This is a genomic window from Campylobacter concisus, from assembly GCF_902460595.1.
Classification (GTDB): Bacteria; Campylobacterota; Campylobacteria; order Campylobacterales; family Campylobacteraceae; genus Campylobacter_A; species Campylobacter_A concisus_BL.
Genome location: NZ_CABPVA010000001.1, coordinates 462,086 through 475,633, shown reverse-complemented (window position 1 = coordinate 475,633; position 13,548 = coordinate 462,086). Strand labels below are relative to the sequence as shown.

The 13,548-nt window shown below is 38.5% G+C and carries 19 protein-coding genes; 12 read left to right on the top strand and 7 right to left on the bottom strand.

Annotated elements, in window-relative coordinates; all coding sequences use genetic code 11:
- The 4 genes from F3G86_RS02285 to fliL form a co-directional block, all read right to left on the bottom strand.
- Positions 1 to 687 (bottom strand): cell surface protein (locus F3G86_RS02285; RefSeq protein WP_149723151.1); only part of this gene is annotated, 687 nt, incomplete at its 3' end.
- 13 nt (positions 688 to 700) lie between these two features.
- Positions 701 to 1,471, bottom strand: coding sequence for a Cj0814-related protein (locus F3G86_RS10645; protein WP_149722872.1), 771 nt, complete (start codon positions 1,469 to 1,471; stop codon positions 701 to 703).
- A gap of 119 nt (positions 1,472 to 1,590) precedes the next feature.
- Positions 1,591 to 1,935 (bottom strand): holo-ACP synthase, encoded by a 345-nt coding sequence (gene acpS, locus F3G86_RS02275; protein ID WP_021088503.1) that lies wholly within the window; start codon positions 1,933 to 1,935, stop codon positions 1,591 to 1,593.
- Entirely contained in the window at positions 1,932 to 2,468 is a 537-nt protein-coding gene (gene fliL, locus F3G86_RS02270; RefSeq protein ID WP_103574639.1) for a flagellar basal body-associated protein FliL, read from the bottom strand. The genes acpS and fliL overlap by 4 nt, the downstream gene beginning before the upstream one ends.
- A 58-nt stretch (positions 2,469 to 2,526) precedes the next feature.
- Here fliL and ybaK point away from each other — a divergent pair, with 58 nt between their 5' ends.
- Positions 2,527 to 3,009, top strand: a complete 483-nt coding sequence (ybaK, locus tag F3G86_RS02265; protein ID WP_149722871.1) for a Cys-tRNA(Pro) deacylase — start codon at positions 2,527 to 2,529, stop codon at positions 3,007 to 3,009.
- On the opposite strand, the gene F3G86_RS02260 is transcribed toward ybaK, so the two are convergent.
- Both F3G86_RS02260 and F3G86_RS02255 read right to left on the bottom strand, forming a co-directional pair.
- Positions 2,998 to 3,984, bottom strand: a complete 987-nt coding sequence (locus F3G86_RS02260; protein ID WP_149722870.1) for an SAM-dependent methyltransferase — start codon at positions 3,982 to 3,984, stop codon at positions 2,998 to 3,000. The two genes, ybaK and F3G86_RS02260, sit on opposite strands and share 12 nt — an antisense overlap.
- Positions 3,981 to 4,589 (bottom strand): trimeric intracellular cation channel family protein, encoded by a 609-nt coding sequence (locus tag F3G86_RS02255; protein ID WP_148787830.1) that lies wholly within the window; start codon positions 4,587 to 4,589, stop codon positions 3,981 to 3,983. The genes F3G86_RS02260 and F3G86_RS02255 overlap by 4 nt, the downstream gene beginning before the upstream one ends.
- Positions 4,590 to 4,706: 117 nt before the next feature.
- On the opposite strand from F3G86_RS02255, the gene F3G86_RS02250 reads away from it, so the two are divergent.
- Positions 4,707 to 5,372, top strand: a complete 666-nt coding sequence (locus F3G86_RS02250; protein ID WP_149722869.1) for a lipid-binding SYLF domain-containing protein — start codon at positions 4,707 to 4,709, stop codon at positions 5,370 to 5,372.
- A 110-nt stretch (positions 5,373 to 5,482) separates the two neighbouring features.
- Here F3G86_RS02250 and F3G86_RS02245 read toward each other — a convergent pair whose 3' ends face one another.
- Positions 5,483 to 5,692, bottom strand: a complete 210-nt coding sequence (locus F3G86_RS02245) for a hypothetical protein (protein ID WP_002942234.1) — start codon at positions 5,690 to 5,692, stop codon at positions 5,483 to 5,485.
- Positions 5,693 to 5,842: 150 nt separating this feature from the next.
- On the opposite strand from F3G86_RS02245, the gene F3G86_RS02240 reads away from it, so the two are divergent.
- The 10 genes from F3G86_RS02240 to modD all read left to right on the top strand — a co-directional run bounded on the left by F3G86_RS02240 (position 5,843) and on the right by modD (position 12,988).
- Positions 5,843 to 6,289, top strand: a complete 447-nt coding sequence (locus F3G86_RS02240; protein WP_087582204.1) for a Fur family transcriptional regulator — start codon at positions 5,843 to 5,845, stop codon at positions 6,287 to 6,289.
- A 102-nt stretch (positions 6,290 to 6,391) separates the two neighbouring features.
- Positions 6,392 to 6,715 (top strand): HMA2 domain-containing protein, encoded by a 324-nt coding sequence (locus F3G86_RS02235; protein WP_009293946.1) that lies wholly within the window; start codon positions 6,392 to 6,394, stop codon positions 6,713 to 6,715.
- Complete coding sequence (locus F3G86_RS02230) at positions 6,708 to 7,358, top strand: ferritin-like domain-containing protein (RefSeq protein WP_149722868.1); 651 nt, start codon at positions 6,708 to 6,710, stop codon at positions 7,356 to 7,358. Before F3G86_RS02235 ends, F3G86_RS02230 begins: the two co-directional genes overlap by 8 nt.
- A gap of 31 nt (positions 7,359 to 7,389) precedes the next feature.
- Positions 7,390 to 7,701 carry a hypothetical protein gene (locus tag F3G86_RS02225; protein WP_035142523.1) on the top strand — a complete coding sequence of 104 codons (312 nt, stop codon included), beginning with the start codon at positions 7,390 to 7,392 and terminating at the stop codon, positions 7,699 to 7,701.
- A 9-nt stretch (positions 7,702 to 7,710) separates the two neighbouring features.
- Positions 7,711 to 8,025, top strand: a complete 315-nt coding sequence (locus F3G86_RS02220; RefSeq protein WP_009293949.1) for a magnetosome protein MamC family protein — start codon at positions 7,711 to 7,713, stop codon at positions 8,023 to 8,025.
- The gene (locus F3G86_RS02215) at positions 8,025 to 8,348 is read left to right on the top strand and encodes an oxidoreductase (RefSeq protein WP_103579188.1); all 324 of its coding nucleotides are present in this window, start codon (positions 8,025 to 8,027) and stop codon (positions 8,346 to 8,348) included. Before F3G86_RS02220 ends, F3G86_RS02215 begins: the two co-directional genes overlap by 1 nt.
- Entirely contained in the window at positions 8,317 to 10,407 is a 2,091-nt protein-coding gene (locus tag F3G86_RS02210) for a heavy metal translocating P-type ATPase (protein ID WP_411160679.1), read from the top strand. The genes F3G86_RS02215 and F3G86_RS02210 overlap by 32 nt, the downstream gene beginning before the upstream one ends.
- Before the next feature lie 14 nt (positions 10,408 to 10,421).
- Positions 10,422 to 11,885 carry an alanine/glycine:cation symporter family protein gene (locus tag F3G86_RS02205; protein WP_103590653.1) on the top strand — a complete coding sequence of 488 codons (1,464 nt, stop codon included), beginning with the start codon at positions 10,422 to 10,424 and terminating at the stop codon, positions 11,883 to 11,885.
- Positions 11,886 to 11,895: 10 nt separating this feature from the next.
- Entirely contained in the window at positions 11,896 to 12,153 is a 258-nt protein-coding gene (locus tag F3G86_RS02200) for a hypothetical protein (protein ID WP_009293953.1), read from the top strand.
- A gap of 1 nt (position 12,154) precedes the next feature.
- Complete coding sequence (gene modD, locus F3G86_RS02195; protein WP_149722867.1) at positions 12,155 to 12,988, top strand: ModD protein; 834 nt, start codon at positions 12,155 to 12,157, stop codon at positions 12,986 to 12,988.
- Positions 12,989 to 13,548 lie beyond the last annotated feature (560 nt).

Here is a 13,548-nt window from a genome sequence, read left to right as displayed (position 1 = left end):
GAGAAATTTTTGATCCTTGTTTATATCATAGGTCTCATACTTCTTCTTAACCTGCATAGGTTTAAATTTCTTCTCACTTTGCTCTTTGGCAAAATTTGCATTGTATTCTTGTTCTTCTTTGTGTAGCTTGGCTAGAAATTCTTTATGCTCTTTTGTAGTTTTTTCTACATCTTCTCTATAAAGCTTCTTAAACTCTTCTATGCTTAGATCTGCTCTAGCAAACAATCTAGCACCATCATTACTCATCATTGTATCTTCAGGAAACGAGTTCATAAAATCTTCTAGCTCAGCCTCTTCTTCTTTTGTGCCGATACCAACCATTAGCCCAGATATTGTTGGTTTGCCATCAACAGAGTTGGTAAGCAACCAGTCCATGTGAGATTGTAATACATTGATTTCAAATTCCTCTAAGTTCTCTGGATATTTTGATAATAAAGCTCGCCTTTCATTAATGGTATAGCTATACTTCTCGGAGAGCATATTGTCTATCTTCTCTATGGTTTCTGTTATCCAGTTTTCACTACTTCTGTCTTCTTTGATGTATTTTTCAACATTATCAATTATTAAATTTTGCATATATGAATCAATTAGAGCCTTTTCTTGTTCCTTTGACATTTTTGCATTTTCCTTTTGGATAGTGTTGTCTTGTATCGGTGCGTTGCTAAGTCCGTTTATGCTAGTTATCATTTCACCCCCCCCCTTACGCCATCTTATCCACTTTAAGCTTTGCCACTTTTTCTAAAATCTCAAACATACTCTTACCGCTATCAAATTCACTCTTTATAAATTTATAAAGCTCCTTAAATCTCTCATCGGCTTCAAGCTTATAGGTTTGAGACTTTTTAGTAACTTGTATAGGTGTAAATTTCTTCTCTTTCTTCTCTTCTTCGTTTTGTGCTTCAAGATCGTTGATAGAATTTATAGTCTCTTTTGCTAGCTCATCATCAAGCTCTAAACCAAAGCGCTCCTTTAGTGCAAATTTAGCCCATTTGCCCTTGAACTCATCAACACTCATATCGCTATCAAGCAAATCGGCTGTTTTTGTTCCACTAAAGGTAAAGTCAGAAAAAGCATGCTTTTTGGTATATCTTTTTATAAATTCGCTAACAGATAAAGTCTCTGAGTCACCAAAAGCCCTCTCAAGCCCTAAAGCACCGCTTTCATCTATAAATTTCTTTAGCTCATCTATCTCATCTTTTGAAAAAGAGTCGTCATAGCCCATTAGTTTGCCAAGTATGCTTACTCTTGCCTCTCCTTCGCCTTTTACAAAGCCAGTTAGTGAGTGATCATATCTGTCGTATTCTCTTGCTCTTTCTTTATCATCTAGCCTTGCATACTTAGGAAATGTCATGCCATGACCCATATCGTTACCAAGTATCTCGTTTATATCGTTAAATTTAAAGCCCATCTCTCTTGCTATATTCTCTCTTGAGAGGTAGTTAGTGGTTGAAAGATTATTAGAAATTTGCATTTTGCTATCCTTAGCTTTTATGATCACCAAAGTATTACATCAAATTTCGTCTTTTTTTTTAAAAAACTTTATATAAGGATTCATTTTTAAATTAGGCTTTGCATAAAAAGTAGATAAATTTACACGATCATCACTGCAGCTACGGCAAATCCGCCGTCGTGAGTTATACTAAGACTTGCTTCTTTGATATTAAAATTTGTGTAAATTCTTGGGCTAAATTTTATCTTTGGCGCATTTTTTGCGTCTTTGCTGAGCATAATGTCTAAAAAGCCACACTCTTTGCTGATGCCCACGCCAAGGGCCTTACTAGCTGCTTCTTTGGCTGCCCAAAATCCAGCCAAAGTCGCATCATTTTTTGCTAGCGCGATCTCATCGTCGCTTAAAAATCTCTTTAAAAAAAGCTCGCCGTGACGAGCCTTTAGTCTTGAAATTCTATCTATCTTAACGATATCGATGCCTATCATTGCACCACGAAATCAGTAAAAAATATGTTTTTGATGTAGCCATCATTTAGCACTTCATTTAGCTTGCCTACGATCTCGTCTTTTAGCCTATCCTTACCCTTTGCAGTGCTTACTTCTTCGTAAGTTTTAGAAGAGAGCGTTCTTATGATGATATCTCTTAAAAGTGCTTTTTTCTTATCAAGCTCGGCAGTTAGTAGCTCGTCGCTTTGCTCCAAATCGATCTTAGTCTTAAGAAATCTTGATCCATTTTCACTAAGTAAATTTACGACAAACTGATCAAGCGGATATATCGGTCCCATGTTCGAATAGTCGTTTCCACCGCGTTTTGCTTTGTTTTGAGCGGGTGCTGGTTGAGTTTGAGTCTGAGCTGGTGTTTGCGCCATATTTGCATCTTTTGGCTCATCAGAACTAAGCATCAAAAACGCCACTAGCCCTCCGATAACTAGCAATAAAACAAATATCGCGATGATGATTATCATCAAAGCGCCATTGCCACCTTTTTTTGCTTTTTTCTCTTCAACTTCTTCAGCCATCTTTCCTCCTTTAAGTTTTGGCTATAATTATACAAAAAATTCGCAAAAATGAGAAAAGATGATACATAAAACCAACGCCGCTAGGCTTTTAGACAAGCTAAAAATAGACTACGAGATACTTGAGTACGAAGTCGATCCAAACGACCTTTCAGCCGTTCACGTCGCAGCTAGCACCAAGCAAGATATAAAGCAAATTTACAAAACGATCGTCTGCCAGTGCGAGCCTAAAAATTTTGTCGTTGCCTGCTTGCAAGGCGATCTGGAGCTTGATCTAAAAGCACTTGCTCATGCGTGCGGGGCCAAGCGCTGCGAGCTTATAAACTTAAAAGACCTAGAAAAGATCACTGGCTACATCAGAGGCGGCTGCTCGCCACTTGCTATGAAAAAGCACTTTGCTACATTTATCGATGAGCGAGCAAAAGAGCAAGAGTACGTGCTAGTAAGCGCTGGAGTAAGAGGCAAGCAGATAAAGATAGCACCAAATGACCTTTTGAAGGCTTGTGAGGCGAGTTACGCTGATATCGCCAGGCTAGCCCTTTAAAAACTCTATAAATTTAAACTTCTCACCTAAAAACTCAGGCGAGAGTAGAAATTTTGCCTGTTTTGCGGCATTTTCATAGGCTTGCTTGCTGCCTTTTTCAAGCACCAAAGATAAAATTTCATCCACGCCAAAGTCGCAAACTAAAGCATCATTTTGTTTTTTTAATTTAAGCATCAAAAAGCCAGCCTCGCAAAAAGCCTCTTTTACCTGCTTAAAGCAAAGGCTATAAGTTAGATCAGAGCTTTTAAAATATGGCTCGAGGTTTGAAATTTCAAACAAAGAAAAAACTTGATGATCTTTAAAAACTCTTAGGCTAAATTCATTTTTCGGCTCAAATTCGCCGTAGTCAAAGCTTAAAAATCTCACCTTTTTTGCCGCATTTGCAAGCTGGAGCGCAAATTTGGCGTAGCTAGTTGATATCTCGCCCTTTTTTATGTCAAATTTCTTTGCAAGGGCTAGTAAATTTTGATCCGCTTTTTGCCAGTAAAATTTTAGATCGCTATCCACAAAAAGCATATTATCTGCGTCTATCACTTCGCAGCTAAATGCGTCAAGTAGCTCATTTGAGATGACAAAAATTTCATCAAACGAGCACTCGTCTAAATTTTCATAGTGCCCTACTCTAACCTCGTCACCAAAGCGTTTTTTAAAGGTTTCAAGCTGTTTTTTACGTAAAATTTCATGAGGTTCGATGATGATAAACTCTAAATTTGACAAAATTTCTGGCTCAAGCGTAAAGATGCCCTGCGCAAAATCAGCCAGCATATCGCCCGAGTTTGCGCCGATCTCCACGACCTTGCAAGAGCTAGAAATTTTGCCATTTTTAAGTAGCTTTAAAAAGTAGTTTGCAAGGCAAGCGCCAAAGAGATATCCAACGCTTACATTTGTATAAAAATCACCCTTTTTGCCGATATCCACGCCAAATTTATAGTAGTTTTCATTGACCCAGATATCAAAAAACTCGCTAAATTTCATAGATCAGGCAGCTTCCAGCCTCTATAAAATGCAAACATCCTGACCGTTATGCCAGCAGCTAGCAAGAGCATGGTAAAAAATATGTTGCTAAGGCCTAGATGATAGAGGATAAAGTAAGCAAGTCCCACGCCAAGGCTTATCGTGCCGTAAAGTCCTGTGCGCAAAAACCATGGGACTTCATTTAGCAAGATATCTCTTAAGATACCGCCACCAACGCCGTTAAAAAAGGCGATCATCATAACGCCAAAGATGTTGTAGCTATACTCAATGGCAACCATCGCTCCAACGATCGAAAAGCAGATAACATCGATCGCATCGGCAAAGATAAAGACAAATTTCTTCTCCAAACCATCTCTTTTTATATGCAAATTTGTGATCCTAGATACGATAAGCATAAAGATGACGACGCTTACTGGCATGTAGTGAGTGAATGAATAAACTGCCCTGCCAACTAGCATATCACGCACGATACCGCCTCCAAGTGCAGTCAAAAATGCGGACAAAAAGACGCCAAGCCAGTCACACTCCCTCTTTACTGCAAACAAAAAGCCACTAAGCGCAGCTGATGCGATACCAACGTACTCCACAAAAAGTATTAAGCTCATATTTTTTCCTTAAAAATGGGCATTTTATAATGAAATCTCATAAAATTTCATTAATAAATTTTTAAATAATAGTTTATTTCAGGCTATAATAACAAAAATTTTAAATAAGGAAATTTGATGAAAAAAATTCTAACTTTACTCTTTTTGATCGGCTCATTTTTTGTGTTAAATTTAAACGCTGATGTGATTCAAAATCAAAAATTAAAAAATGCGATAAACATTTTAAACGCTTTTGGCACTAGAAATTTAAAACCAAATACCAAATTTACAGGCATCAAAGCCATCGCTATCATCCCAGACGTGACAAAAGCAGGCGCGATCATCACTGGCTCAAAAGGCAAAGGCGTATTTATCGCTAAAAACGACGATGGCGAGTGGTCAAGCCCATTTTTTGTAAATTACACATCTGGCAGCATCGGACTTCAGCTAGGATATAGCTCAGCTGATATGATCATTTTGTTTAAAAACTCAGAAGCCTACGCAAGCTTGTTTAACGCAAAAGATACGATTAGCCTAAAAGCAGAAGCAACTGGCGGCGTTGGCAACGAAGTGGCGATAGCTAGTGATTTGCCTGAAATTTCAGCATTTGTCGAGGAGCGTGGCAAGACTAGCGGAGCTTTTGTTGGCGTTAGCTTAGATGTGGCAAGACTTAAGATAAACGCACAAGATACAAACGACTACTACGAGAGAATGTATGACTTTGAAGATATCTACAACAACAGCCCAAAAGCTAGCAAATACACAATCAAATTTAAAGAGATAATCTCAAAATACTTCTTATAATAACCTCGCAACTTGGCTCTTTTAGAAGAGTCAGGCTCTCTTTTTTTACATTTTAAAGATTTTAGAAATTTTAGTTTATAAATTTAGCAAGATTATGGCTTAGCCTTTTGCTAAACCATAAATAGTGATACAAAGCGTTTTTTAGGGATTGGAGAAAATTGAGTCATATATTCAAACGCCTCTTCGTAGTCGCCGTCTGTATATTGCGCGACTTGCTCGATAAGCTCATAAAGCTCTTCATCATCCATCGAGTCAAAGCTGCCTCTATTTTCCAAAACCTCTAACAAAACGGCGTCTAATTCTAGCTCGTCGTAAGTCATTTCGTTCCTTAATTCTGATTTAAAAAATGCGAAACTATACCAAAAGAAGCTTATAAAATACTTTACTTAGAATTTGTAATAAATTTTATGCATTTTTTAGTAGAAAAGTTGTAAAATCTTTACATTCATTATCAATTTGATAGGGATTTTGTGGAAGACTTTGAACTATTTTACAAGCATTTTAACGAGTTTTTAAAAGCTTTTGGTCAAAAAGGCTCTGAGATAAAAGAGCAAATTTTGCGTGTGCTTTTTGCTAGCAAGTCGCATCTAAATGCTCAAGAAATTTGCCAAAAAATTTATGAAACTTACAAAAATGAAATTTCAATGACTTCGATATATACCTTTTTAAATTTTCTTGAAGAGCACCATCTAGCAAATAGTTTTGAGCAAAATGGTGTTAAAAATTACGAGCTAAATTTAAAATCCTCTCACGATCACTTGATATGTGAAATTTGTGGCAAGGTGGTTGATTTTGAAGATGAGATGATAGAGCAAAGACAAGATCAAATTTGTAGCCAAAGATCATTTAGTGCAGAGTCTCATAAGATGATACTTTATGGAATTTGCAGTGATTGTCAAGCAAAAAATGGGATTTAAATTTATCATTTCATTTTACTTTTTGATAATGAAAGACAAAAAAATTTCAGATTTGTTTAAGTTACAGATTAGATAATACGCAGACAAAATAAAAGGATGAAAATGGATATAAAAACACAAACTTTAGCACAAGTTGCAAGCTATTTTTCGATGATAGCTCACACAAATGGCAGACTAAGAGTAAGAGTTAGCCCAAAGATCAAAGAGCTAAGCAGTAGCGTAAATTTGGCCAGTTTAGATGACATGATAGCTCAAATAAATGGCATAAAAAATGTTAAATTTAACAAGCTAATCGGCTCTGTAACGATCGAATACGATCATGAAATTTTCCCTAAAAATCTCTGGGAGGATCTCTTAAAAGGGCAAAATTTAGAAGAAATTTCAGCTAAAGTAAATGAAGTAGCAAGAGAAGTAAAATATGCTTAACGAGCTTTTAAACGCCTCTTATACGAGCGAAAAAAACGCACTTAGGCTATATGAAAGCCTAGCTTCATTTGGCGAAGTATTTGATCAAATCGCAAGTGTGAGAAAAAATACGATCATCTTGATAGAGAAATTTGCAAGTGCGCATGAGTATGAGCTTGTTTGCGAAAATGAAGCTATCTTTTTACCAGCAAAAAATAAAGAAGATGCGCTGATAGAGGCACTAAACTATGAAAATGAGCTAAACAAAATGTATGAAAAATTTTGTGAAAGCTTAGATGATGAGGAGCTAAAAGATCTATTTTTTAGACTTTGGGCTACTTCAAATAACGAATACATCACCTCTTTAAAGCACTGCTTAAAAGAAATTTATAGCGGAGCTGAGGTAAAAAATGAGCTAAATTTAAATGAAATTTCGCAAAATTTTGAGCAAAATGGCATAACAAACATTTTAGAAAGCTATCAAAATGACTTTAATGAGATAACTAAAAGCTTGCAAAATATCGCAAGTGGCAAGGCTGATAAAAGCGAGTTGGCAAAGATCACAAACAACCCAAATTTCTCGTTTTTTAGCGGGCTTGCGCTTGGGGCATTAGGCATTTCAGTAGTTAGCAAAAATTTAAATAAGGATGAAGAAGATGAATAATTTACAAAATCAAACAAAGAAAGGATTTAAAATGGCATTACCATTTTTAGCAGGTTTAGCAGTAGGCGGTTTGGCAGTAGTTGCTTGGAGTAAAAGAGATAAGATCAAAGAGTGCGCAAAAGATGGCTTAGATAAAGGCAAAGAGGCTGCAAAAGATCTTTATAAAAAAGGTAAAAACGTCGCAAAAGACGCAAAAGACTTCATGGTTAAAGAAGAGAAAAAAGCAAAACGTGGCGTTAAAAAAGTAGAAAAAGAGGCTGAAAAAGTGGTTAAAAAAACAAGAAAACCACGTGCTAAAAAGCCAGCGGCTCCAAAAGCTATCACACCAAACGATATAGCTTAAGGATAGATAATGCAAGAAAATAGTCTTTTTACACTTTCAAACACAAGACTTCCTTTTGATCACTTCATCAGTGGAGCCTTGATCGCTGGCATGGGTGCGGCTGCGCTTGGCTTTAGCGACTATCTAAACAACAGAGCAACTAAAAAAGATGTCGCTAAAAAGATAGCAAAATACGCCGTAACTGGTGGTTTTGTAGGTGCTGTTGGCATTCACGCTTCAAATTTGATAGCACAAAAAAAATATCTAAACGCAGCAGCTTTCACAGCAGCTGGCATAGGCGGTCTTTTGATAGCTGAAGAACTAATAAAATTGGAGAGTAAATAATGAATAACCCTTATATCAATGAAGAAAACGCAGAAAACGCAAGTGCGGTAAATAATACTGCAGCAACTCAGCCAAGTGCAGTTGATAATGCAATAAACAATGCAGCTCAAAATTTACCATTTGTACCTGAAAATTTTAACGCAGCTGGTTTTGTAAAAGGCCTACTTTTAGGCGGCATAGCAGCTTATGTGCTAACTAATCCAAAAGCACAAGAGTGCGTATTTAAAGCGATTATTAAAGGTGGCGAGCTAATAAACGCTGGCATAGAAGAACTAAAAGAGCGTTTTGAAGATGTCAAAGCAGAACTTGACTCACAAAAATAAGGTCACTCTAGCTCACAAGAGCAAAAATAGAGCGAGGTTTATTTGCGAGAGCCTAAACGCTAGAAGCGATGTCAGCGCCATCGAGGCTGCGATCTCAGAGCGAACCGATGCAAAAAGCGTGCGTGTAAATAAATACGCAAAAAGCATCGTCGTCGAGTTTGATAAGAGCTATGAGAAAATTTTAGATTTTATAAAAAGCTATGATTTTCCAACCAAGCCAAAAGATGAGAGCCTGCCTAGCAAAGCAAATATCTACAAAGCTGCTGCTGCACTTGGTGTAACGCCATTTATGAGTAATAAAACTCTAAAATCAGCCGTGACTCTTTACGCCACAGCTCCAAATTTAATAGAAGGTGCAAAAGAGCTAAGGCACGAGGGCATCACCTCAAAAGTGCTCGAGGCAACTGCTATTGGCACAAGCCTTGCAATGGGTGATCATTTGGCTGCAAATAGCACAAATTTGATGATAAATATCGGCGAATACATGGAAGAAAGTGCTAGCCACAGAAGTGATGATCTCATCAAAGAGCTAGCCAAACCAAACATCGAAGAGGTCTGGGTCGAGCGAAATTTAAACGGTGAAAAGACGCTTGAAAAGGTAAAAACCGAAAATTTAAAAAAAGGCGACATCGTAGTAGTCGGAGCTGGCGAGACGATAGGCGTTGATGGCTACATCGTCGAGGGTAATGCTGATGTAAATCAAGTCTCAATGACTGGAGAGGCCGAACCTGTGGCAAAAGCTAGAGGCGACCGCGTCATAAGCGGCACTGTTGTCGATGAGGGCAGGATCAAAATTTGGGCTGAAAACGTAGGTAGCGACACCGCAACCGCAAGGATCAAAGAGTACATCCAAACTTCACTTAATGAAAAATCAGCCATCGGCGTAAAAGCTCTAAAACTAGCTGATAAGCTAGTGCCAGTGACACTCTCTCTTGCTGGGCTTTCGTATGTTATAAATAAAAATATGAACAGCGTTGCAAGCGTGCTTCAAGCTGACTACTCTTGCGCGCTTAAGCTTGCTACGCCAGTTGCGTTTAAGTCAAGCATCTCAAAAGCTGGCAGAAACGGCATCCTCATAAAAGGCGCAAAGGCGATCGAGGCTCTAAGCTCGGTTGATACCTTTGTCTTTGACAAAACCGGCACTCTAACTCACGGACGCCTAAGTGTGGTTGAAATTTACTCTTTTAAAGATGGATTTTCAGAGGCTGATATCTTAAATTTAACCGCAAGTGCCGAGGAGCACTACTTCCACCCAGTAGCTGAAGCGATAGTCGAGGCTGCAAACAAGCGTGGATTTAGTCATATCCACCACGACGAGGTTGAATTTATCGTGGCTCACGGCGTAAAAACTGCGATGCACGGCAAAGAGGTCGTTATCGGCAGTAGGCACTTTTTAGAAGATGATGAGATGATAAGCTTTAAAGCTCATGAAGCGCTTATAAATAAGGCTTTACAAAGCGGTTTAACCCTGCTTTACGTAGGATACGATAAAGAGCTTGTTGGCGTGATCGCTATGAAAGATGATATGAGAGCAAACGCTAAAGATATGGTGGTGAAACTACGAAATCTTGGCGTAAAAGAGATAGTTATGCTAAGTGGCGACATAAAGAGCAAGGCTGAAGAGGTAGCGCGCGAGCTGGGGCTTGATAGGGTCTATGCTGAGTGCTTGCCAACTGATAAAGCAGCGATCATCGAAGAGCTAAAGAGTGAGGGCAAAAAGGTCGCCTTTGTCGGAGATGGTATAAATGACGCGCCAAGCTTAACAAAAGCAAATGTTGGCATCAGCATGCACAAAGGTGCTGATATCGCTAAAGCAACAGCTGATATAAGCCTTTTAAAAGATGACATCATGAGCGTAGTGCTTGCAAAAGAGCTTGCTAATAAAACTATGAAGTTAATTAGCTCAAATTTCCGCTCAACCGTTGGCGTAAATACAGCCATACTAAGTGCCGCAACGCTTGGCATGCTAAATCCAATAGCAACTGCTATGCTTCACAATGGCACGACGATCTGGCTTCTGCTCAACTCAATGAAGGGCGTGAAGATCAAGTCAAAATAAATTTGAAAGGATAGATGGTGTTTGAGAATTTCTTAAACTTTTTAAACGGCAAAATGGATGTAGCCAACGACTTTTTATATGGATATTTTTTGGTTATCATCCTTGTAGCTTCAGGAATTTACTTTAGCTACCTTACCCGTTTTGTGCAGTTTAGGATGTTTTTTGAAGCTTGCAGAGTTCTGGTAGAGAAAAAGGATAAGTATAACAAGCACCATCTAACGCCGTTTCAAGCGCTGATGATCTCGACTGCTTCGCGCGTTGGCATCGGCAACATCGCTGGAATTTCAGCTGCCATCGTCGCAGGTGGTCCAGGAGCACTTTTTTGGATGTGTTTGATGGCATTTTTAGGCTCAGCTTCAGCCTTTATCGAGAGCACTTTGGCTCAAATTTATAAGACAAAAGATGTCTTTGGCTTTAAAGGCGGGCCGGCTTACTACATCAAAAACGGGCTTGGCATAAAGTGGCTTGGCTCTTTGTTTGCCATCATCCTTATCATCACCTATGCTTATGGCTTTAATGGACTTCAAAGCTACACCATGACCTCTGCTTTTGAAATTTACTACGACAAAGCAGGCAGCAACATCACCTTTGCGCAAAGTGGCTTGCCTATTGGCATCGGACTTATCCTTACAGCATTTACAGCTGTGATGTTTTTTAGCAAAAGCCACATCATCGGTAAAGTTAGCTCATATATCGTGCCTTTCATGGCGCTTACTTACATCTTACTAGCTATCATCGCGATCGTTTTAAATTTCAAAGAAATTCCAGCCGTTATCAAGATGATCATAGAAAGCGCCTTTGATTTTAAAGCGATTTTTGGCGGATTTGCTGGAAGCGTGATCGTGATAGGCATAAAAAGAGGACTTTTCTCAAACGAGGCCGGCATGGGCTCAGCGCCAAATGCAGCGGCTGCGGCGCACACAAGCCACCCAGTCAAACAAGGACTAGTGCAAGCAATGGCGGTCTTTATCGATATGACGATATGCATCGCCTCTGGTATGATCGTGCTTTTTTCTCAAGCATATCTTACAAAACAAACTGGCGTAAGTGGCGAAGTGCTAACCGCCCTACCTCTCGTTCAAGCAGCGATGAAAGAGTATTTTGGCGACTTTGGGCTACACTTTACGACCCTTGCAGTAGTGCTATTTGCCATCACATCGCTCATTGGCAACTACTACTACGCCCAGGCAAATATGAAATTTCTAACAAAAAGTAAAAATTTAACGCTAGCATTTAAGATCACAGCAGTGATTATGATATTTATAGGCGCTCAGATGAACTTAAAACTAGCTTGGAATATCGCTGATATCACGATGGCAGCTATGGCTACGATAAATATCATCGCTATTTTCTTACTATCAAAAGTGGTGATAATAGCAATAAAAGACTACGAAGCTCAAAGAAAAGCTGGTAAAAATCCAGAATTTGACCCAGAGAGTCTAGGCATCAAAAACACAAGCTGCTGGGGCAAAAACTAAAGGAGAAAATTTGGGAAAAGATATAAAGATAAGCGGCAAACTACTAGATCTAAACACTCATAGACAAGTAGCAAAGGTCGGCATGAGCGTCACTTTGGCATCTGTTTGCCTAAGTGCACTTTTTATGAAAAATAGATCTGTTAAAAAATTCCACGTAGCTTCTGGCATCGCATTTACATGCTTTGCGCTTTACCACGCTGGACTTTACGATAACGGCATCTTCAAAAAGATGATCGTAAAAGCAAAAACCGCTTCAAAAAAGGCATAAAATGAGACTAAGCGACGCTGAAATTTTAGACTACATAAACGAGGACCTACCCTACTTTGACCTCACAACGTCGCTTCAAGATATCGATAAAAAAGCCTCGCTTGAAATTTACTCGCGTGATGAAATTTGCGTTAGCTGCGTAGATGTGGCAGCAAGCATAGCAAGGCTACTTGGCTGCGAGAGCGAAATTTTTGTCAAAAACTCTCAAATTTGCAAGGCTAGCGATGTGATCATAAAAATTTATGGTAGCTACAAAGATGTGCATAAGGCTTGGAAACTAGCCCAAGTCGCACTAGAATATGCTAGCGCCATCGCAACCTACACAAATAAAATGTCAAAAGCTGCAAAAAGCATCAATGAAAAATGTGAGGTTTTAGCAACCAGAAAGAGCTTCCCATTTGCAAAGAAATTTTGCGTAAAAGCCGTGCTTGAAGGCGGTGGCGGTATGCACAGACTTGGACTTAGCGACAGTGTTCTTTTCTTTAAAAACCACATAAAAGTCTACGCTAGCTTTGATGAATTTCTATCACATTTGCCAGAATTTAAAGCCAAACTGGTCGAGCGAAAGATCTGCGTCGAGGCTGAAAATTTAGATGAGGCGAGTAAGCTTTTGAAAGCAAAATGCGACGTCGTGCAGTGTGATAAATTTAGCCCAGAGCTTATCAAAAACGTGCTAACCTTAAGAGATGAAATTTCACCAAATACTATGATACTAGCAGCTGGCGGCGTAAATTTGTCAAATGCAAAAGAATTTGCAAATGCCGATGCGATAGTCACTTCTGCAATGTACTCAAAAGGCGTTGCCGACATCAGCGCAAGACTTGAAATTTTGTAAAATTTTACAAATAAAAATACATATAATTTTATATATCAAATAATAAATATCTCTAAAATTTTAAAATTTATGAACAAACATACCATATCGCTAAATTTAAACTTACTAGAGTTTTAATTTGCATGCAGTGCAAAGCACTGAGGCATGCCACTTCTAACGTGCGAGTGGATTAGGGGATTTAAAAAGGAGGATAAGGGGACGGCCTCGTAACTCGAGTCCCCTTGTCTCCCCTTTTGAATAAAAAAGAGCTTAAAAATTAAAGTCTATATTTTAAAAGTAGAAATTTATTATTTTGCAAATTTTAAAATCTTACTCACTCGCCTTAGCAACTTACTAAATTTAGGGCTCATAAATATTTGCCACTGATATGCTCGCTCATAAATTTTAAAATATACAAATTCCAACCCAGCTTAAACCAAGTTGGAGTTTATTAAATCCAGTAGTTTGCATTAAACAAATTTAAGTTTGTATATTAAGAAGCTAAAACCTCTTCTTCCTAACCTCTTCAACTATAGCTTTAGCCATCTCATCTACTTCTGATGTTACTTCGTTTGCTTGGT